This is a genomic window from Bacteroidota bacterium (assembly GCA_016722375.1).
Classification (GTDB): Bacteria; Bacteroidota; Bacteroidia; order Chitinophagales; family LD1; genus Bog-950.
The window spans coordinates 198,706-219,420 of sequence record JADKJG010000003.1; the positions used below are offsets into that span (position 1 = coordinate 198,706).

Below are 20,715 nucleotides of genomic sequence, written 5' to 3' on the forward strand. Positions count from 1 at the left end.
GGCGCTTGCTTGCGAATGAGCGCTGCACTGCGGCAGGGATAGAGGCGGCATCCTTTTTTATCCAATAAAAAATAAGTGAGTCGAAAAAGATATAGCCGAAAGCCCGGCTGCCGCCCAAATTATTTTAGCAGTTGGCGGGAATCTGTTAGCCGCTATCTGCTAACCGTTATCGCGGCTAATCCATCTTGATTTCTTCATCCTGCGCGTCGAAGAATTTGTATTCGGTGATGCCGAAGTCTTCGTTGGGGTGGATAGAAATCCAGCGTTTGTATTTGAAGTACCATTTGATGCGCAGGGAGGGGAATCCTTTTTTGAGGTAGGCGCCGATGATGGGGTGGCAGTAGAGTTTGAGTTTGGCGTGGGTGTTGAGGAGGTGGCTGAGGTCGTTTTCGAGTTCGTCAATGAGCAGCAGCGAGGCGTTGATTTCGCCGGTGCCGCCGCAGGTGGGGCATTTTTCGGTGGTGGAGATGTTGATTTCGGGGCGCACACGCTCGCGCGTGATTTGCATGATGTTGAATTTGGAAAGGGGGAGGATGGTGTGGGTGGCGCGGTCGCGGGCCATGACTTCGTTCATCTTTTCGAGCAGGATGCGTTTGTGCTCGGGGTTTTTCATGTCAATGAAGTCAATGACGATGATGCCGCCCAGGTCGCGGAGGCGAAGTTGGCGGGCTATTTCTTCGGCGGTTTCGAGGTTGACGTTCAGCGCGTTGGTTTCCTGAGTGCCGTCCATGGTGGTGCGGTGGCCGCTGTTGACGTCAATGACGTGGAGGGCTTCGGTTTTTTCTATAATCAGGTAAGCGCCATTGGGCATGGTCACGGTCTTTCCGAAGGAGGCTTTGATTTGGCGGGTGATGCCGTATTGGTCGAAGATGGGGGCTTTGCCGGCGTATCGTTGGACGATTTCCTTTTTTTCGGGAGCTACGCGCTCGATGTATGTTTCTACTTCTTTGGCAAGATCTACATCGTTGAGGATGATTCGGTTGAATTCGGGAGAGAGGAGGTCGCGAAGGATGCCGGTGGTTTTGCTTAGTTCGCTGAATACTTTTTTGACGGGTGTGGCTGCGCGAAGATTGTTCATCATCTCTTGCCATTTTCCGATGAGCATTTGCAGGTCTTCATGAAGGACGGCGGCGTTTTTTCCGGCGGCAACGGTGCGGACAATGACTCCGAAGTTTTTGGGGCGAAGGCTTTCGACCAGTACTTTCAGTCTCTTTCTTTCTTCGGCAGAGTCTATCTTTTTTGAAACGCCTACGGATTGGTTGAAGGGAACCAAGACCAGAAAACGACCGGGCAGGGAAAGTTCGCAGGTGAGGCGGGGGCCTTTGGTGGAGATGGGTTCTTTTAGTATTTGAACGAGGAGGTTGTTTTTGTTTTGCAGTACTTCTTTGACGTTTCCTGTTTTGATAATCTCAGGCTGAATTTCAAAACCGTTGAGCATTTCTTGGGCGGAAAGGCTGCCTCCGACACATTGTCCGGTAAATTTTATGAGGGAACGAATGTCGGGGCTGAGGTCGGTGTAGTGCAGGAAGGCATCTTTTTCGTGGCCTACATCAATGAAGGCGGCGTTGAGGCCGGGCATCACTTTTTTGATTTTGCCGAGAAAAATATCGCCTACGGTAAATTTGTTGGTGTTCCGTTCCTGATGGAGTTCCGTCAGGTGTCGGTCTTCGAGTAGGGCTATGTCTATGCCTGCCGAAGTCGTATTGATAATGAGTTCTTTGTTCAATGCAAATAATTTTAACCCTCTAAGTAGAGGGTGTTAAAAATCTATTACAGTATTCCGTAAGAGGAAAGGAGGAAGGATAAAGAAGGCGACCGGAATAAATTATCCGGTCGCCTGTCTTAAAAGATTACTTCTTTTTGTGACGGTTTTTTCTTAGTCTTTTCTTCCGCTTGTGAGTAGCGATTTTATGACGCTTTCTTTTTTTTCCGCAAGGCATGGCTCTTGTTTTTTCGTGATATAAATTTAGCCGTTAGGCTTTTTAATGCTTTGAATATGGTTCTCAATTTCCTTTTTCAATTCCGGGTTAGTGACCGTTTTCTTACAACGCTCCAGATATTCTATCGCCTTGTTTTTGTCTCCCTTGGAATTATAGGCTTCTGCCATCAAAAGCAGGGCCTCGGAATTTTGAGGGCGCAAATATAAAACTTTTTCTAAGCGGGCAATGGCTTTGTCAAATTGGCCGGAAACAAGTCCAAAGCGCCCGAGCATGACGAGGGCATCTATATCGGAGGAGTCGCGGTCTATTATTGCCATGAGCATAGAGACTCCTTTCATGGGTTCAGGGCTGTTTTCGAGGTAGGCTCCTGCCAAGCGGAGTTTGATTTTTTCGTTAGCGGTATCTAATGCGGCGGCCTGTTCATAGGATTGAACGATTTGGGCGTTTAGATAATTGTGGACTTTTTCGTCGGGGGCTGTTTCAATTAGCATGGAGCAGTAATCGCCCGCGCGAAGGTAGGCGGTTGCTGTCTTTTCGGTTTCTGATTGTTTTATCAGCGTATAGGCTACGGCAATGGGTTTATCTATCTTATAATATAGCTCGGATAGCGCAACAAAAGAGTCGGCAAGGAATAGCTTTGAGGCTCTTTGTCTGATGGCTGAGTCGGTGATTTCTTTATGTACTTGGGTGAGATATGCCTCTATGTTGAGCATGTCCACCGGTGCTGCTTCATGTTCATGCGCAACGGGTGCTATCTCCTCCTTTGGCTTCTTAATATCCGTGAATAAATAAAGGCCGATACAGAGCAAGGCACAGAAGGAAACAGCGATAATTTGATTTTTGTTCATCAGAAACGAAAATAGGTTTGCAAAAAGGATGCAAACCTATTTCTAATTTCCTGCCTTCAAAGAATTATTTTTTTTCTTCCTTAACCGGAAGTTCTCTTACCTGCTCCATAAGGATCTTGGCTGGAAGAAAATTGGGTATGTAGTGGGCCGGGACTCTGACTTTTGTCTTCGCCCTAATGTTTTGAGCGGTTCTTTCATTGCGTCTTTTAATGACAAAACTTCCAAACCCGCGAAAATAAACGCTATCCCCTTCTGCTAAAGTGTTTCTGACCTCTTGGAAAAGGCATTCAATCGTGAGTAATACATCTGTTCTTGGAATACCAGTAATGTCAGATACCCTTTTAATAATGTCATCCTTTCTCATATTGTGGAGGTTTTATTTTTTAAAATTGCCGGATAAAAGTGAAAATAATTCTCAGAAAAAGAAGCGCGGGTTTTGAAAGGGGTGGATAAAACAAAATTTGGGCAGACATTATTGAAGTGGAACCGGGAGAAGAATAAGCGTCAGATGCCTTGGAAAGGAGAACGGGATCCTTATTATGTTTGGCTATCTGAAATTATTCTACAGCAAACCAGAGTGGAACAAGGACTGCCCTATTACCTCAAATTCAAAGCTGCGTTTCCGGATGTAAAGAGCCTTGCCTTGGCAAAAGAAGATGAGGTGATGAAGTTATGGCAGGGTCTGGGGTATTATTCGCGTGCGCGCAATCTGCACGAGAGCGCCAAATACATTCATGAAAGATTAGGCGATAAATTCCCCGATACATTTGTTGAAATAAAGAAACTGAAAGGCATTGGTGATTATACGGCTGCGGCCATTTCGTCTTTTGTTTTTGGGGAGAAAAGAGCCGTAGTGGATGGAAATGTTATCCGTGTTTTGGCTCGATATTTCGGAATACAGACTGCTTTTGATACGACCAAAGGCAAGAAGGAGTTTGCTGTTTTAGCTCAGAAATTGATTGACGAACGATATCCGGGAGAATATAATCAGGCAATTATGGACTTCGGTGCTGTAGTTTGTACTCCTCAGAAGCCGAAGTGTACAGATTGTCCTTTCAAAAAGACCTGTGTGGCCCTTCTGAAAAACAAGATTGCTTCTTTGCCTAAAAAAGGTAAAAAGATCGAGATTAAAGATCGTTATTTCAACTACTTGTTGATTCGTTCTTCTAAAGAAATATTTATTCAAAAAAGAGTAGGGAACGATATTTGGAAAGGATTGTATGAACTGCCTCTCATTGAATCGCCCAAGCCGTTAAGAGCAAATATTCAAAAAGAAGTGCTCAAGTGGATGAGGGCTAATAATTATACCATCGCATCTATTTCGGAAAGTATAACACAGAGGTTGTCGCACCGCAATATTCATTTTCAATTTGTTGAAATTGAGGTGAAGAACTTCAGGTCCTTTGCAGCTCAAGAAGCCCAAAAGGTGAGAATTGTAGATTTGCATAGATTTGCATTTCCAAAGACTATAGATTTGTATTTGGCGAAAAACATTTAACTTAGACACTATTATTTACCTAAAAAACATCAAACCATGATCAACAAAGTATTTTTAATCGGAAGGCTTGGGAAGGATCCTGTGATTAAGCATTTTCAAAATGATAGTGCGATTGCAGAGTTTACGCTAGCTACAGACGACAGCTATAAAGACAAGCAAGGAAATAAGGTGGAGCAAACCGACTGGCATAACATTAAAATGCCCTTTAAATGGCAGGCTGAAATCGCTGAGAAATATCTAAAGAAAGGGGGGCTAATTCACATCGAAGGAAAAATCAAAACCCGCTCTTATGACGACAAGGACGGAAACAAAAGGTATATCACGGAAGTGGTGGTCGAAAGCTTCAAAATGTTGGACAGCAAGAAGGATAGCGGAGGTTATTCTCAAAGCAGTTCAGCACCTTCGTCAGAAGATACACCAGTTGCCTCCAACACTTCATCTGCCTCAAGTGCCGTTGAAGACGATCTGCCATTTTGATTATCATAATACCAAAATGAGGACTACCAGAATAATTCATTTACCAGCTTTCCTGAATTGTTTTGTTAGTCCTTTTTTAATACCTAAAATACCGAACGGTTATCTTTCATGGACTTAGTTTTATTAGAAGCTTTTATCAACTTTCCTGATAGTTCCGTATTTTTTGCCAATCTGATTATTCTGGTGCTTATGAGTGTTTCCGCACTGATGTCTGCGTCGGAAATCGCCTTTTTTTCTCTAACAAATGTAGAGCTCAATACATTAAGAGAAAGTAGCAATAGCTCCGACAACCGGGTAGCAAAATTATTAGACCGTCCCCGTGATTTGTTGACTACTATTCTAGTGATTAACAATTTAGCCAATGTTGGAATTATCATCACCGCCTATTTTGTCACCAAGCAGATGTTTAATTTTCAGGATGTAAATCTTGGATTTATTCAGATCCCCGGATTAGTTGCGGAGTTCCTTTGGAATGTGGTTATTGTCACTTTCTTCCTAATGTTATTTGGTGAGGCCACTCCCAAAATATATGCCACTCACAACAAGCAAAAAGTCTCGCGATTGATGAGCAGCACTATGTTGTTGCTGGTGAATTTTTTAAAGCCGCTGAACTTCTTTCTAATCGGTGCTGCTAAATTCTGGGAAAAAAGATTGAAGAAACTGCGCTCTGATATAGCCATTGAAGAAATCAATAAGGCTATAGAAATTACGGTAGAAAAAAAGGAATCGAAGCATGATGCCAACTTGTTGAAAGGGATTGTTCATTTTGGAAATATCATGGTTAAACAGGTGATGCGTCCACGCACCGAAATGATTTCATTGGATAATGAAATGAATTTAGGGACTTGATACGTTCTATATTGGATAGCGGATATTCTCGTTATCCGGTTTACAAGGGTACTCCAGACCATATTGTCGGTGTGTTGAATATCAAAGACATTGTTTAACACTTGAACCAAGACGATCATTTTGGGTGGCAGAGTTTAATTAGGGAGCCGTTCTTCGTTCCGGAAACCAAAAAAATTGATGATTTACTTCGTGAAATGCAAGGTAACCGCAAACATCTGGCAGTAGTAGTGGATGAGTTCGGCGGCACTTCGGGTATCATTACGCTCGAAGATATCGTCGAAGAAGTTGTAGGGGATATTTCCGACGAATTCGATGTTACAAGTGACAATGGATTCAAAAAACTGGATGACAAAAACTTTTTGTTCGATGGGAAAACGCAATTAGTGGATATAGCCCGGTTCATGGAGATGGATACAGATCCATTTGCAGAGGTGAAAAATGACGCTGAAACTCTGGCTGGGTTAGTGTTAGAAATTGCGGGTAAAATCCCTAAAATTGGAGACGACATCAGATATGCCGGTTACAAGTTCAATATTATATCAGTTATAAATAATCGAGTCGAAAAAGTGAAAGTGACCAATGAATCATAGCGTGTTTATTGCCATAAAAAAAACTACTAGTCTTTATGCGCTCATCTTTCTCTTTTTATATCGCTATTACCTTCTTCACTCTTCTTAGCCTTAGTTCATGTCAGGAAGATTATGCGCCAAAACCAAAAGCTTATCCCCGCGTAATTTTTCCAGAAAGGAAATATGAGCTTTTCGATCCTGTAGGTTGTCCGTTTCAGTTTGAAAAGCCCGTATATGCACAAGTAACGCGCGATTCTATTTTCTTCGGTGAGAAACTATCAAACGACCAATGTTGGTTTAATGTTGTTTTTCCGAGTTTCAATGGAACCATTAATCTCACCTATAAAGAAATAATGGACACGATACCGCTAGGGAAGTTGATTGAAGATGCGCATAAACTAGCCTACAAACACACCAGAAAGGCAAATTATATTGATGAAATCAGAGTGGAAAACCCTTATAACGTCCGGGGTATATTATACGATGTGGGCGGAGACGCAGCCAGCAATGTTCAATTCTATCTGACAGACAGTTCCAAGCATTTCATTCGGGGTGCTCTTTATTTTTACAACACGCCCAATAGCGACAGCATGGCACCGGTGTTGGATTTTGTGAAGGAGGATATGAGAATGATGCTGAAAACCTTCCGGTGGAAATGAATTACGAAGGCTTAACGCTTTGAGTTTCTCCAAATTCATTAGGTTTGCACATGGCAAGCAAAAACTCTTTTCCCGAAAAATTTTCTAATGAAGGAATCACCTTCGACGATGTATTGCTCGTTCCGGCATATAGCGAAATTCTTCCACGAGATGTGGATACCCGCTCTCGTTTAACCAGAAATATTGAAGTAAACGTACCCTTGGCTTCTGCCGCTATGGATACCGTAACGGAATCAGCTTTGGCGATAGCCATTGCGCGCGAAGGTGGTATTGGTATTCTTCATAAAAACATGAGTATTGAAAAGCAGGCTGAAATGGTGCGCAAGGTAAAACGCGCCGATTCAGGAATGATTATGGATCCCATCACGATGAGTGAAGAAGGCACGGTGGCACAGGCTTTTCGGATTATGAGTGAAAATAAAATCGGTGGCATTCCTATTATAAATAATAATGGGAAACTGATTGGTATTCTGACTAACCGGGATCTTCGTTTTGAGAAAAACATGAAACGGAAAGTAACAGACATCATGACCGTAGAGCATCTCATTACCGCACCCAAAGGAACGGATCTGAAACAAGCAGAGAAAATTTTGGAGCGATATAAAATTGAGAAATTACCGGTAGTAGATAAAGGAGGAAAATTGGTTGGACTGATTACTTACAAGGATATTTTAAAGGTCAAGAACCATCCAAATTCATCGAAAGATAAGTTTGGAAGATTGCTGTGTGGTGCTGCCGTCGGTGTAACAGATGATATGTTGCTAAGAATAGAAGCCCTTGCGGCGGTTAGTGTAGATGTAGTTTGCATTGATACGGCTCATGGACATTCGCGAGGTGTTCTACTTGCGGTGAAAAAAGCAAAGCAGACCTTTAAACACATTGATATTGTTGGTGGAAATATTGCTACTGAAGAAGCTGCCAAAGCATTGATTGATGCAGGAGTAGATGGCGTGAAAGTGGGCGTAGGCCCGGGCTCAATCTGCACTACGCGCATTGTAGCCGGTGTAGGGGTGCCTCAACTTTCTGCTATTCACAATGCGGCGAAAGCGGCGAAGAAAAGTGGTGTACCCATCATTGCTGATGGAGGCATTCGTTATACAGGCGATATTGTTAAAGCGATTGCTGCCGGTGCAGATACGGTTATGGCCGGTGGTATCTTTGCGGGTACGGACGAAAGCCCGGGTGAAACGATTATTTATGAAGGAAGGAAGTTTAAATCTTATCGCGGCATGGGGTCGGTAGAGGCGATGCAAGAAGGAAGCAAAGACCGCTACTTTCAAGATGTGGAGGACGATATTAAAAAGTTAGTGCCCGAAGGAATTGTGGGGCGGGTTCCTTTTAAAGGGAGTGTGCAAGAAGTGATGTATCAGTACATCGGAGGTTTGCGTGCCGGTATGGGTTATTGTGGTGCGAAGAATATCAAGGCCTTACAACTGGCAAAATTTGTACGCATCACAAATGCAGGTATGCAAGAAAGCCATCCACACGATGTGATGATTACAAAAGAGAGTCCAAATTATTCAAGAAAATAATCCATTTATCGTGCAAGAAATTTTTGATAAAGCCAATGCTGTATTAAAGAAAATAAAAAGCGCCACTCCCGGTAATGCGGAAGAGTTGGAGCAGTTTCGTATTAAATATCTCGGAACGAAAAGTGTATTGAAAGATTTGTTCGGGGCGATGGCTCAACTGCCGGGGGAACGCAAGAAAGAGTATGGACAGTTGATGAATACGCTGAAGGCGACTGCTGAAAGCAAATTTGAAGAACTGAAATTATCAACCGGAAGTGAAAAATCTTTGTCAGCGGAGATTCCCGACCTGACTGCTCCCGGTTATGATATTCCTCTTGGTACGCGCCATCCCTTGAGTATTATCAAAAACAAGATGATTGATATTTTTTCGCGCATCGGCTTTGTGGTGGCGGAAGGGCCGGAGATTGAAGATGACTGGCACAACTTCACCGCGCTGAACACGCCTCCCGATCATCCGGCGCGAGATATGCAGGATACTTTTTTTTTGACGGAAGATAAGAACTGGATGTTGCGGACGCATACCTCTTCTGTTCAAATCAGAAAGATGGAAAACGAAAAGCCTCCGATGCGCTATATATTCCCAGGTAGGGTTTATCGCAACGAAACAATTTCTGCAAGGGCGCATTGCACTTTCCATCAGGTGGAGGGATTGTATATTGACCAAGACGTTTCTTTCGCTGACCTGAAACAAACGATGTTCTATTTTGCTCAGGAGATGTTTGGAAGGAATGTGGAGATACGTTTTCGCCCCTCTTTTTTTCCGTTTACGGAACCGAGTGCAGAGGTAGATATTTCGTGTTTTGTTTGTGGCGGTTCGGGTTGTCCTGTTTGCAAACATTCGGGCTGGGTGGAGATTGGTGGTTGCGGCATGGTGGACCCTTCGGTGATGGAGAATTGCAAGATTGACCCTAATAAATATTCTGGTTTTGCCTTCGGGATGGGTATTGAGCGCATCACGATGCTGAAATATCAGATCAATGACCTGCGACATTTCTTAGAGAATGATGTTCGTTTTCTGAAGCAGTTTGTGTCGGCGGTGTAGGCGCGCCATTTTCTATCTAAAAAACACCTGAAACGTGTATCTTCGCGACTCAAACAAAAAATAACAATATGGCATTTGATATTGAGATGATAAAGAAGGTGTATGCTGCATTACCTTCAAAAATTGCAGCGGCTCGGAAGGTATTGAACCGCCCGATGACCCTGACGGAGAAAATTCTTTATGCGCATTTGCATGGCGAGCAGAAGTTGGAAGACTTTGGGCGCGGAAAGGCTTATGTGGATTTTGCTCCAGACCGGGTGGCGATGCAGGATGCGACGGCGCAGATGGCTTTGTTGCAGTTTATGCAAGCAGGTCGTCCGCAGGTGGCGGTGCCTTCTACGGTGCATTGCGATCACTTGATCACGGCGAAGAACGGTGCGAAGACGGATTTGCAGCAGGCGATTTCGGGAAATAAAGAGGTGTATGATTTTTTGGCTTCGGTATCGAATAAGTATGGCATTGGTTTTTGGAAGCCGGGTGCGGGAATTATTCACCAGGTGATTATTGAAAATTATGCTTTCCCCGGAGGGCTGATGATTGGAACAGATTCTCATACGGTGAATGCCGGTGGTTTGGGAATGATTGCCATTGGTGTGGGTGGCGCAGATGCTTGCGACGTGATGGCGGGTTTGGCTTGGGAGTTGAAACAACCGAAACTGATTGGTGTGAAGTTGACAGGAAAGCTGAATGGCTGGACGGCATCGAAGGATGTGATTAATAAAGTGGCGGGAATTTTGACCGTGAAAGGCGGAACCGGTGCCATTGTTGAATATTTTGGTGAAGGAGCTTTGTCGCTGAGTTGTACCGGTAAGGGTACGATTTGCAATATGGGTGCTGAAATAGGTGCTACGACTTCGACCTTTGGATATGATGAAAGTATGGCTCGCTATCTGCGCGCAACGGATAGAGCCGAGATAGCTGATTTGGCTAATGATATCCGTGAACACTTGACCGGTGACCCGGAGGTGTATGCAAATCCCGAAAAGTATTTTGATCAGGTGATTGAAATCAACCTGAGTGAATTAGAGCCTCACATCAACGGACCTTATACGCCTGATTTGGCATGGCCGCTTTCTAAATTTAAAGACGCGGTGAAAGAAAACGGATGGCCGGAAAGTTGGAAGTTGCTTTGATTGGTTCTTGCACGAACTCATCTTATGAAGATATGGCGCGCGCGGCCTCTGTAGCAAAACAGGCTTTGGCAAAAAATGTAAAAGCAAAATCGGAGTTTACAGTTACGCCCGGTTCGGAACAAATTCGTTTCACGATTGAGCGCGATGGCTTGTTGGATACGTTTGAGGCTATCGGCGGAATGGTGTTGGCCAATGCCTGTGGGCCGTGTATTGGTCAATGGGTGCGTCATCTGGACGACCCGAACAGAAAGAATTCGATTCTGACTTCTTATAACCGAAATTTTGCGAAGCGAAATGACGGCAATCAAAGTACACACGCTTTTGTTGCTTCTCCCGAAATCGTTACGGCTTTTGCTTTGGCAGGTTCTTTGGCGTTTAATCCGCTGACCGATACGTTGACGAATGAAAAAGGGGAGCAGGTAAAATTAGACCCGCCAACGGGTGATGAATTGCCGAAGAACGGCTTTGCAGTAGAAGATGCAGGATTTATTGCTCCGGCAAAAGACGGAAGCAATGTGGAAGTGAAAGTAGCTATTGCTTCGGACCGTCTGCAACTGTTGGCTCCATTCACAGCTTGGGAAGGAACAGATTTGAAAGGATTGAAACTACTGATTAAAGCCAAAGGGAAATGTACTACCGATCATATTTCGATGGCAGGCCCTTGGTTGAAATATCGCGGGCATCTGGATAACATCTCCAACAACATGCTGATTGGAGCAGAGAATTTCTTTAATGGGAAAGCTAATACGGTTAAGAATCAACTGACCGGACAATACGGAGAAGTGCCTGCAGTTCAGCGTGCTTATAAAGCGGCAGGTATTGGTTCGATTGTAGTGGGGGATGAAAATTATGGTGAAGGGTCATCGCGCGAACACGCGGCGATGGAGCCACGGTTCTTAGGCGTTCGTGCTATTCTGGTTAAATCATTTGCGCGGATACACGAAACAAATTTGAAGAAGCAAGGAATGTTGGCGCTCACCTTTGTGAACAAGGATGATTACAACAAGATTCAGGAAGATGATGAGTTGGATATTCTCGGACTCACTTCTTTCACTCCCGGAAAAAATCTTTCTATTCAGCTAACGCATAAAGACGGAAACAAAGAAACGTTTGAAGTAGCGCAAACCTACAATGCGCCACAGATAGAGTGGTTCAAAGCCGGTGGCGCTTTGAATATCATCCGCAAGCAAGTGGCGGGATAAATAGACAATCACAAAAAATGATGCGAAACGCGGGGAAATCTCCCTGCACTTTTCTTTTATTTTCCCGCCGTGAAAAAATGGATAGTCATCCTGACGATGTCGGCAGCAATTACAGTAGCCATAGGCTACTGTTTCAGGCCTGGAGAAGAATCAAAACATTATAATGCCTCTGTTCCTCTTTCATTACGACCGGATAGGCACGCTGAACTTCTTTATCATCGCCTTGACACTTTTTTTACCAACCGGAGTATCCAAAACGGGTTTAGCGGCAGTGTACTGATTTCGATGAAGGGGAAACCGGTCTATGAAAAATGTTTCGGCTGGTGTGATTATCGGAATAAGGATTTAATGCATGACACCGCCGCCTTTCAATTAGCCTCTGTTTCAAAAAACTTTACTGCCACTGCCCTTCTCTGGTGTATTGAGCGCAATTTGTTGTCGGTGGACGATTCCCTTCAAAAGTTTTTTCCCGAACTGCCTTATAAAGGTATCACGGTGCAACAAATGCTTTGCCACCGTTCGGGCTTGCCCAACTATCTTTATTTTTGCTCCGGGAAATGTAACCGCGGAACCTACCTGACTAATGCAGATGTCATCCGCATTATGGCTAAAGAAAAGCCGGGAGCCTACGCGCAACCCAATAAGAAATTTGAATACTGCAACACGAATTATCTGTTACTGGCTTCTATTGTAGAAAAGGTGAGCGGCAAGAGATTTCATGACTTTATGAAAGAGACATTTTTCAATCCTCTGGGAATGAACCACAGTTTTATCTATGATTTTAAGGACAGTGCAGACCGCAAAACCGCCATCAGTTACAATACACGATGGCAGATTCAACCGGATGACTGCTTTGACGGGGTTGTAGGCGACAAAGGCGTTTATTCCACCGTCGAGGATATGTTCAAGTGGGATATGGCTTTTTATGAGGGCAAGTTATTGTCGCAACAAATGTTGAAGGAGGCTTATGCGCCACGAAGTTTCGAGCATCCGGGCAATCGCAACTATGGGTATGGATGGCGCCTGATGAAAAAAATGGATGGAGAATATCTGGTTTATCACAATGGCTGGTGGCATGGCAACAACACCGTTTTTTGCCGCAACATTCAGGACACTACTTCTATCATTATTCTATCAAACAAGTTCAATCGCTACGTTTATAATGTTCGCCCAATATGGGAAATCTTGTATGGAGCCGTGGATGATACCGCGTCATTCGGTGAGGAGTGAGGCTATTCTAACCTTGTTAATATTTCTTCGCTCTTAATTTATAAGGCTTCTCATATTCGCACATTCAGTTTTTTATGAACCCGATCCTCATCGCCGCCATTGTTTTTTCTGTCCTGTATTTTCTATTGATAGGCTACTTTTTGGTGGGCTGGCTAAGATTAAAGTCGGCTAAAGATGATGCACAAATGCCGGATGAGTCACTTCCATTTGTCAGCATCGTGCTTCCTGTCAGAAATGAATCGGAATATATTGCTGAAAGCATTCAATCCATCTTAAATCAGAATTACCCACAAAATCTTTTTGAAATAATTGTGGTGGATGATTATTCCACCGACCCTACTTTGCGGCTTGCCAGAGAGTTTGAAAAACCAAACGTACTGATATTTGATTTACAGCAATACCTAGGCAATCCGGGCGAATATACGGCGAACAAGAAAAAGGCTATCTCCCTAGGAATTAAAAATGCCAAAGGGGAAGTGATTATTACGACGGATGGCGATTGTATGCGCGGTGAAAACTGGTTGTGCTCAATGGTTGGATATTATTTGGCACATTCCTTCAAACTTGTGACGGGGCCAGTGATGGTCAAACCCGCTCGGACTCCATTTGCCTGCTTTCAGCAATTGGATGTGATAACGCTGTTAGGGATTACCGGAGGATCTATCCGCAACAAAGCACCGCTGATGTGCAACGGCTCTAACCTCCTGTATGCCAAACAAACTTTTTTAGACATAGAAGGATTTAAAGGAAACAATGAGTGCCGACCGTGACGATATTTTTCTGATGCAGAAGATACAGAAAAAATATCCGGCATCTATTGGCTTTGTGAAAGACTATAAGGCTACGGTATTTACTCATGCAGAGAAAAGTATCGGTCGGTTTATTTCTCAACGGGTTCGATGGGCATCCAAATCGAAAAGTCACGGAACATTTTTTACCAAATTGGTCATGCTGTTTGTGTATGTTTTTCATCTATTCCTGATTGGCGCCGGTTTCGTATTGCTCCGTCCCGATAAATGGAATTGGCTCCCGCTGGCTGTTATGGGCGGAAGCAAGGTGTTCGTTGATTTGCTTTTCTGCATACCACTCACTCATTTTTTTCGCAAGAAAGTATTGTTGCTACTTTTACCCTTTATCGAAATGTTTCATGTTTTATACATCACGTTCATTGGTTTGGCGGGGCTTACTGGCAGATACCGATGGAAAGACCGCTTAATAAAATAGGGTGGCAGATTCTATCTCCAGCGTCTCACTGAATGCCAAAGCTTGGCGGCGATTGAAAAGAAATTGGAGCGCCATGTTCGGGCTTTTTGTTATCACGCTTTCCATCATCCTCGCTTTCTTGGTCTATGTGGTTTCGCCAGACAGCTCCCCATCGGGCAATGAGCAGATTCTTCAACTGGCTACTCATCCACCGGGCTTTTCTATCCAAATTTTGAAAAAGAAAAAAACTAGAGCTTTGTCGGGCGGCTTCGCCTCGGGATTGGTCAACGGCTTTGAACCGGATTATTTGCCCATTCCTATCACGGCATTCCATCTTGAAAAAGACTCTCTTCAATTTACCGAATACAGGGGAAAATCCTTCCGTGCAGAAGTTCGGAAGTTATCTTACGCAGATATTCTGGGAGAAGAGGCGAAGGACAAGACCTCGGCTGAAAGACAAGACTTAGTCGAGAAACAGCAGATTGAATGGCGAACGTTTTGGCTCGGCACCGATAAATTTGGCCGCGACATTCTTTCCCGTTTGATTATCGGAGTGCGTGTTTCGCTTTCGGTGGGTTTGATTTCCGTTTTCATCTCACTCTTCATCGGGGTTGTGTTAGGAGCCTGGGCCGGCTATTTCAAAGGGTGGGCAGATGATGTTATTATGTGGCTCATCAATGTTTTCTGGAGCATACCCACTTTACTTTTAGCGATGGGGCTATACATCAGCGCCGGTAGTTTGGTAGAAAATAAGCTCGTGATGATATTCATTGCCGTTGGTTTTACAATGTGGGTAGAAACGGCGCGAATTGTTCGGGGGCAGTTTCTATCTATCCGCGAACTGGAGTATGTAACCGCTGCCCGAAGTTTGGGCTTTGGCGACAGCCGGATTATTTTCAAACATATTCTCCCAAACATTACCGGACCGATTATTGTAGTGGCTTGCGCCAACTTCGCCAGTGCTATTCTGGTAGAAAGCGGCTTGAGCTACATCGGCCTCGGCATCCAGCCTCCTGCACCCAGTTGGGGCAGTATGCTCAATGAATACAAAGATTTTATTGATACCGACAAAGCCTATCTGGCGCTCTTTCCCGGTGCGGCAATCATGCTGATGGTGCTCGCTTTTAACCTCTTAGGTAATGGATTGAGAGATGCCTTGGATGTGAAGGGCAAGATGGGGTGATTTCATCCTCCGATACGGCTTGATGAACAGGCCCAGGTAAATAGCTATAACATATCGTTTTCCCTCTATTTCTATGTTAATTTGTTGAAATCTCAAAAATTTCCAGACTCATTCTGTCGTGGAAATAGGCAAAACCGCAACAGAAATAGGGAGGTTCGTGACGAAATTAGGGAAGTCTGTCACAAGATTATGGAAGCTCGTTAAAGAAATAGGGAAGTGCGCGACGGAAATACCTAAGTCCGTCACAAAAATAGGGAAGTCCATCACGGAAATAGGGAAGTCTGCGACGGAAATAGCTATTTCTGTGGTGGGAATAGGCAAATCTGCGAGAGAAATAGGCAAGTCTGCCACAAAAATAGTCAGGATAACAGCGGGGATAATCAACCTTGCTACAAGAAGAAGAGAGGCTGGGGCAAAAATGCTAAACGAAGTTGGGGGATGAAATCGCCCCATCTTGCCCTTCACATTCAGAGCATCTCACAATTCCTGACCCAATGGATTAAAAGGGCACGCCATAGATAGGATAGCCGTATTGGGAAAAAGAGTTATCCGGGATATTTTAATTGCAAAGAAAGGAGTAAGGCTGGGTCAAAGATTTGAGATAGCTATTTATAGTATTTAGCTCTTCTTTCATCTCCTGCATTTTTTGCGATGACTCGAACTTGATAGAAGGAATGAGCTGTTTGTAATACTCAATTCCATGTAATAGATTAGCATGAAATGTTTTTAAATGCCGTGTTTGATTGACGTGTGCCGTCTCTGTATATTTCTTCATTTCATTCTCGAGGTAAGTGACATACAGACGGAGTTCATTGACGAACATGTGCGAGCGTTTCAATGGATTCAACAAATTGATACGACCATAGATATGGTCCACCATCTGCTTGAGCGTACGCACCTCTGAGAAATAGGCCAGATTGGGCCCCGGGCAAATAGTCACTGCCTTGAGTTGATGGGATAGAGGCATGTGGCTTTTTATCAAGGCTGCGGTGCCCAGTCCTTCACACAGGCAGTCTTTTTCTACGATGGCATTGAACTCGACGGTATAGGCTTCGACATCGAGGTTTTTTTCCTTCAATTGATTGATCTTGAGATTCTGATATTCCCGCGAAGCGGTGCAAATAGGCTCGGTAGTGAATTCTGTATTAGACGAGAGCATCTTCTTGTAACAAGGGCTGCCCGGCCTTCCTTTTGCTATCCGTTCTAAACGTTGTTTCTCGGACGAACTTTTTCTGAAATTATTAAAAGGGATACCTAATGGGGAAGCATAGCTGAGGTAATAATCATCCTGCTCTGCGGTGGCGAGTTGTTGAAGGGTTTCTTCATCCACATTGGTTGCCTCGGGCACTAAAAGAAAAGGGCTGCCCCATCCGGTGCTGTCGGCTTGATAATAACTCTGTAAGAACTGGTTTTCAAGAGAGGTGCCTATACCCCCCTGAACGGTGATTTTTATTTCTGGGCGGGTGATGTAGGTAGGCTTGGCTTTGGCTTGGAGGGCAGATTCGCAAAGGCGGAATAGCTCTTCAGTCAAAGTTTCTTTATTTTTTTTGAATTCTTCCATGATAGGACCTAATAGCAAACCGTCGGTCGCGAAGGCATGTCCACCACAGTTAAGCCCGGATTCAATCCTGAACTCAGAAACCCAAAGACCTTTCTTTGCGAAAATCTTTCCCTGAGTAATAGCCGAACGATAGTCGCTGACTTTCAGAATAATCTTCTTTTTCAAATAGCCTTGTTCATCCGGGTAGAAGTCGGAGAAGTTTTCGATATAACCGTATAAACGCGGGTTATAACCGGCTGAAAATATGATGGACGAATCTAGGGTGCTGTTGGCGTAGCCGCGAAATGCAGTAAGGGCATCAGAAAATTCTTTGGGCAGGGGGGTGCCGTCTTTTGCCATATTGGTTCGGTCCACCTTAGACATAATATTAACGTCAATGGAACCGGCTACTATTTTTCCGCGAAGCACTTCTTGCAGCGCCATTTTCTCCTGACCCATAGGAAGTTGCAACATGTCGTTATAGGTCTGTTTTAACGGAGAGGTATCGGGCAGTAATTCAAAATATTTGGCCAGACTGTTTCCTGCTTCAAAAGGTAGGGAACGCAACTTCTCTGTTTGTTGGTTCACCAGGTGGTTCACCAAATCTAAGTAAGCTGTAATCCGCTTAGCTCGCGAGTCATCCTCCTTTGCCAAAATAGGAACAAATGTCTCTCCGGATTGTCCACTATGGAATTCGCGCATTTTCTCTACCAGTTCGTCATCCATAACAGAGATAACTGAGGAAATACCAAACCGCGCCACTTTAAGCGGAGTATCAATCGTAAACGCTAACCCCATGACGGGAATATGAAAGTGATGTATGGAAGTATTATTCATCGGTTTATCTATATTAGTATAAGAGCCAAACTTAGGTGGATAAATAATTTGGCGGGCAAAGGTCACCTAATCGTGCCAGACGAGATATGATTTTGGTCAGTTTGTTGTTTTTTTAATAAAATAGGTGTTAAAGGGTAACGGCCATATTCAATTCGTCTTTGTCAATTCATCCAACCGTTGAAATTTGGCTGTGAAATGGCGCAGGAAAGGCGGTTCATAAGTAAATTTTAAACCGGTGGACCGGGATTTGTCCTCTATCACGTCATCAAAAACATCCAATACATAATCTATGTGGCTTTGTGTATAAACGCGTCGCGGAATAGCCAAGCGCACTAGTTCACTATTCGGAGCTATGTGATTCCCGGCTTCATCATATTTGCCAAACATGACTGATCCCACTTCTACGCAGCGGATGCCCCCATGCATATATAAATCGCAAACAAGGGCTTGTCCCGGAAATTGGTGTACCGGAATATGCGGGTAGAATTTCTTTGCATCAATATAAATTGCATGGCCTCCATAAGGGCGAATGACGGGAACACCTTTCTCGTGCAAATGCTTGCCCAGATATTCGGTGCTTTTGATTCGATAATGTAGGTAGTCCGCATCAAACACTTCTTCCAATCCAACCGCCATAGCTTCCATGTCTCGACCGGATAGGCCGCCATAAGTGGCAAAGCCTTCAGAGATAATGAGCAAATTGGTGCAACGTTCGGCCAGCTTTGAATCTTTTAAGGTCAGGAGGCCGCCCATGTTGACCAACCCATCCTTTTTGGCACTCATAATAAAGGCATCTGCCAATCCGAGCATTTTCTGCGCAATCTCTTTATAGGTTTGGTTTTCGTAACCGGCTTCGCGATGCTTCACGAAGTAGCTGTTTTCTGCAATGCGGCAGCCGTCAATGACAAAAAGAATCCCAAATTCATCACAGAGAGATTTCACTTCTCTTGCATTCTGCATGCTTACAGGCTGGCCACCCGCCGAATTGTTGGTGACGGTCAGGATAATAGCGCCAATATTTTCTTTGCCCGACTGCAAGATTATTTCTCTCGCCTGCTCGATGTCTAAATTTCCTTTGAAAGGAAGTTCGGGATGTAAGCCCTGAGATTCATCTGCGATGCAGTCAATAGCCTGAGCACCGGTAAATTCAATATTAGCCCGGGTGGTATCAAAATGCGTATTGCTGATAAATACTTTGTCCTTACCTCCCAATATCCCATATAAAATACGCTCGGCTGCACGACCTTGGTGAGTAGGTAAAATATAAGGCATGCCGGTCAGTTCTTTGACTACTTTTTCCAACTCCACCCAACTGTGCGCCCCAGCATAGCTTTCATCTCCCCTCATCATGGCCGACCACTGATGGTCGCTCATGGCGGAGGTGCCGCTGTCGGTGAGCAAATCAATATAGACATCTTCGCTTCGAATCAGAAACGGATTGTAACCGGCATTTTTCAAAACCCCCAATCGGTATTCAGGAGTAGTCATCCGCAAAGGCTCTATCATCTTTATTTTAAAAGGCTCGGCAAGAGTTCTTTGCTTTTTCATACTTATAGGGTTGGTGACGTATTATTATTTTAGTTTTTCAAATTTCGCCTGAAAGAATCGAAGATATTTAGGCTCGTAGGTCATCTTGAGTCCTTTGATTTTATTTCTCTGTTGATAGACCGAATAGGCCGACTCTGCAATCACGTCCATGTGCGCCTGAGTGTACACACGCCGTGGAAGCGTAAACCGCACTAACTCTAGCTCCGGATTATAGTTTTTGCCGTCTGCTTTTCTACCCGCCGAAACAATTCCACGCTCCATCGTTCTCACGCCAGAGTCCAAATATATTTCAGCCGCGAGGGTTTGTGCCGGAAATTGTTCCTGTTTCAAATGTGGCAAGAATTTTTTTGCATCCACAAATATGCCGTGTCCGCCGATGGGTTTCACAATAGGAATTCCATATTCTATCATTTTTGCTCCGAGATATTCAACTTGCCCTACTCGAGCGCGGATATGATTGTCTGACAAACTTTCTTCGATTCCAATGGACATGGCCTCCATGTCTCTCCCTGCTAAACCACCATACGTATGAAGTCCTTCATAAACCACTACCAGGTTTCTCGCTTCCTCAAATGTTTCCCAATCGTTAATCGCAAGAAAGCCCCCGATGTTTACCAGAGCATCTTTCTTGGCGCTCATAGTAGCACCATCGGTGTAAGAACATATTTCTTTTACAATCGCTCGGATGGACTTGTTGGCATATCCTTTCTCTCTCTGTTGAATGAAGTAGGCGTTTTCCGCTACCCGCGTCATGTCCTGAATGATTTTGATTTTATGAATTTTGGTAAAAGCGCGCAATTCTTTCAAGTTCTTCATGCTGATGGGCTGTCCACCGGCAAGATTTACGTTGGTAGCAACCGAAATATATGGGATGCGTTTTGCTCCATATTTTTTAACAACGGTCTCCAGTTTATTCAAATCAACATTCCCTTTAAAGGGATGTTCGTTCACCGGATCATGTGCTTCATCAATAATGACATCAACAAAAGTACCTCCCGCCAACTCCTGATGCAAACGGGTGGTAGTGAAATACATATTGCCGGGGATAATGTCGCCTTTCTTAATCAACACTTTAGACAGAATGTTTTCGGCGCCTCTTCCCTGGTGCGTGGGGATGATGTATTTGTACCCGTAGGCGTTTTGAATTGTTTTCTCCAGTTTATAAAAATTTCTACTTCCGGCGTATGATTCATCTCCCATCATCATGCCCGCCCATTGATGATCGCTCATAGCTGATGTGCCGCTATCGGTCAGCAGATCAATGTAAACATCTTGTGACTTTAAGAGAAAGGTATTATAGCCCGCTTCTTTGATCGCTTTGGCTCGTTGAGCTCGGGTGGTCATTTTAAGAAGCTCTACCATTTTCATTTTATATGGCTCGGCCCATGAACGCTTCGTGATACTTTTTTGTTTTTCCATTTATTG

18 protein-coding genes and 1 pseudogene are annotated in these 20,715 nt (G+C 44.1%); 12 read left to right on the forward strand and 7 right to left on the reverse strand.

The genetic code is table 11. The features are described from left to right. Positions 1 to 175: 175 nt before the first annotated feature. From IPP77_04610 to IPP77_04620, 3 genes are all read right to left on the reverse strand, one after another. Complete coding sequence (locus tag IPP77_04610; GenBank protein ID MBL0308969.1) at positions 176 to 1,726, reverse strand: Rne/Rng family ribonuclease; 1,551 nt, start codon at positions 1,724 to 1,726, stop codon at positions 176 to 178. A 240-nt stretch (positions 1,727 to 1,966) separates the two neighbouring features. Continuing rightward, positions 1,967 to 2,788 (reverse strand): tetratricopeptide repeat protein, encoded by an 822-nt coding sequence (locus IPP77_04615; protein ID MBL0308970.1) that lies wholly within the window; start codon positions 2,786 to 2,788, stop codon positions 1,967 to 1,969. Between the two features lie 64 nt (positions 2,789 to 2,852). Continuing rightward, on the reverse strand, positions 2,853 to 3,152 hold the full coding sequence (locus tag IPP77_04620; GenBank protein ID MBL0308971.1) for an integration host factor subunit beta: 300 nt from the start codon (positions 3,150 to 3,152) through the stop codon (positions 2,853 to 2,855). Positions 3,153 to 3,233: 81 nt separating this feature from the next. On the opposite strand from IPP77_04620, the gene mutY reads away from it, so the two are divergent. The 12 genes and pseudogenes from mutY (at position 3,234) to IPP77_04680 (ending at position 15,365) form a co-directional block, all read left to right on the forward strand. Next, positions 3,234 to 4,286 carry an A/G-specific adenine glycosylase gene (mutY, locus tag IPP77_04625; protein ID MBL0308972.1) on the forward strand — a complete coding sequence of 351 codons (1,053 nt, stop codon included), beginning with the start codon at positions 3,234 to 3,236 and terminating at the stop codon, positions 4,284 to 4,286. Between the two features lie 36 nt (positions 4,287 to 4,322). After that, on the forward strand, positions 4,323 to 4,763 hold the full coding sequence (gene ssb / locus IPP77_04630) for a single-stranded DNA-binding protein (protein MBL0308973.1): 441 nt from the start codon (positions 4,323 to 4,325) through the stop codon (positions 4,761 to 4,763). A gap of 108 nt (positions 4,764 to 4,871) precedes the next feature. Continuing rightward, a complete protein-coding gene (locus tag IPP77_04635) occupies positions 4,872 to 5,612 on the forward strand; it encodes a DUF21 domain-containing protein (GenBank protein ID MBL0308974.1) in 741 nt (246 codons plus the stop codon). A 101-nt stretch (positions 5,613 to 5,713) separates the two neighbouring features. Beyond that, complete coding sequence (locus tag IPP77_04640) at positions 5,714 to 6,202, forward strand: CBS domain-containing protein (protein MBL0308975.1); 489 nt, start codon at positions 5,714 to 5,716, stop codon at positions 6,200 to 6,202. Positions 6,203 to 6,237: 35 nt separating this feature from the next. Next, positions 6,238 to 6,840, forward strand: coding sequence for a gliding motility lipoprotein GldD (gene gldD / locus IPP77_04645; protein MBL0308976.1), 603 nt, complete (start codon positions 6,238 to 6,240; stop codon positions 6,838 to 6,840). 50 nt (positions 6,841 to 6,890) lie between these two features. Beyond that, complete coding sequence (guaB, locus tag IPP77_04650) at positions 6,891 to 8,372, forward strand: IMP dehydrogenase (GenBank protein ID MBL0308977.1); 1,482 nt, start codon at positions 6,891 to 6,893, stop codon at positions 8,370 to 8,372. 19 nt (positions 8,373 to 8,391) lie between these two features. Next, positions 8,392 to 9,414, forward strand: coding sequence for a phenylalanine--tRNA ligase subunit alpha (gene pheS, locus IPP77_04655; protein MBL0308978.1), 1,023 nt, complete (start codon positions 8,392 to 8,394; stop codon positions 9,412 to 9,414). A 68-nt stretch (positions 9,415 to 9,482) separates the two neighbouring features. Continuing rightward, positions 9,483 to 11,749, forward strand: a pseudogene (locus IPP77_04660) (aconitate hydratase). A gap of 69 nt (positions 11,750 to 11,818) precedes the next feature. Continuing rightward, positions 11,819 to 12,979, forward strand: a complete 1,161-nt coding sequence (locus IPP77_04665) for a beta-lactamase family protein (protein MBL0308979.1) — start codon at positions 11,819 to 11,821, stop codon at positions 12,977 to 12,979. Positions 12,980 to 13,053: 74 nt separating this feature from the next. Next, positions 13,054 to 13,749, forward strand: coding sequence for a glycosyltransferase (locus IPP77_04670; GenBank protein MBL0308980.1), 696 nt, complete (start codon positions 13,054 to 13,056; stop codon positions 13,747 to 13,749). Beyond that, on the forward strand, positions 13,733 to 14,203 hold the full coding sequence (locus IPP77_04675) for a hypothetical protein (GenBank protein MBL0308981.1): 471 nt from the start codon (positions 13,733 to 13,735) through the stop codon (positions 14,201 to 14,203). Before IPP77_04670 ends, IPP77_04675 begins: the two co-directional genes overlap by 17 nt. A 1-nt stretch (position 14,204) precedes the next feature. Next, positions 14,205 to 15,365 (forward strand): ABC transporter permease, encoded by a 1,161-nt coding sequence (locus IPP77_04680; GenBank protein MBL0308982.1) that lies wholly within the window; start codon positions 14,205 to 14,207, stop codon positions 15,363 to 15,365. Between the two features lie 108 nt (positions 15,366 to 15,473). Here IPP77_04680 and IPP77_04685 read toward each other — a convergent pair whose 3' ends face one another. The 4 genes from IPP77_04685 to IPP77_04700 form a co-directional block, all read right to left on the reverse strand. Beyond that, positions 15,474 to 15,830: a hypothetical protein gene (locus IPP77_04685; protein ID MBL0308983.1), complete on the reverse strand. Its 357-nt coding sequence runs from the start codon at positions 15,828 to 15,830 to the stop codon at positions 15,474 to 15,476. Positions 15,831 to 15,924: 94 nt separating this feature from the next. Beyond that, positions 15,925 to 17,742, reverse strand: a complete 1,818-nt coding sequence (locus IPP77_04690; GenBank protein MBL0308984.1) for a hypothetical protein — start codon at positions 17,740 to 17,742, stop codon at positions 15,925 to 15,927. A 147-nt stretch (positions 17,743 to 17,889) separates the two neighbouring features. Then, complete coding sequence (locus tag IPP77_04695; protein ID MBL0308985.1) at positions 17,890 to 19,290, reverse strand: tryptophanase; 1,401 nt, start codon at positions 19,288 to 19,290, stop codon at positions 17,890 to 17,892. Positions 19,291 to 19,314: 24 nt separating this feature from the next. Beyond that, positions 19,315 to 20,709 (reverse strand): tyrosine phenol-lyase, encoded by a 1,395-nt coding sequence (locus IPP77_04700; protein ID MBL0308986.1) that lies wholly within the window; start codon positions 20,707 to 20,709, stop codon positions 19,315 to 19,317. Positions 20,710 to 20,715 lie beyond the last annotated feature (6 nt).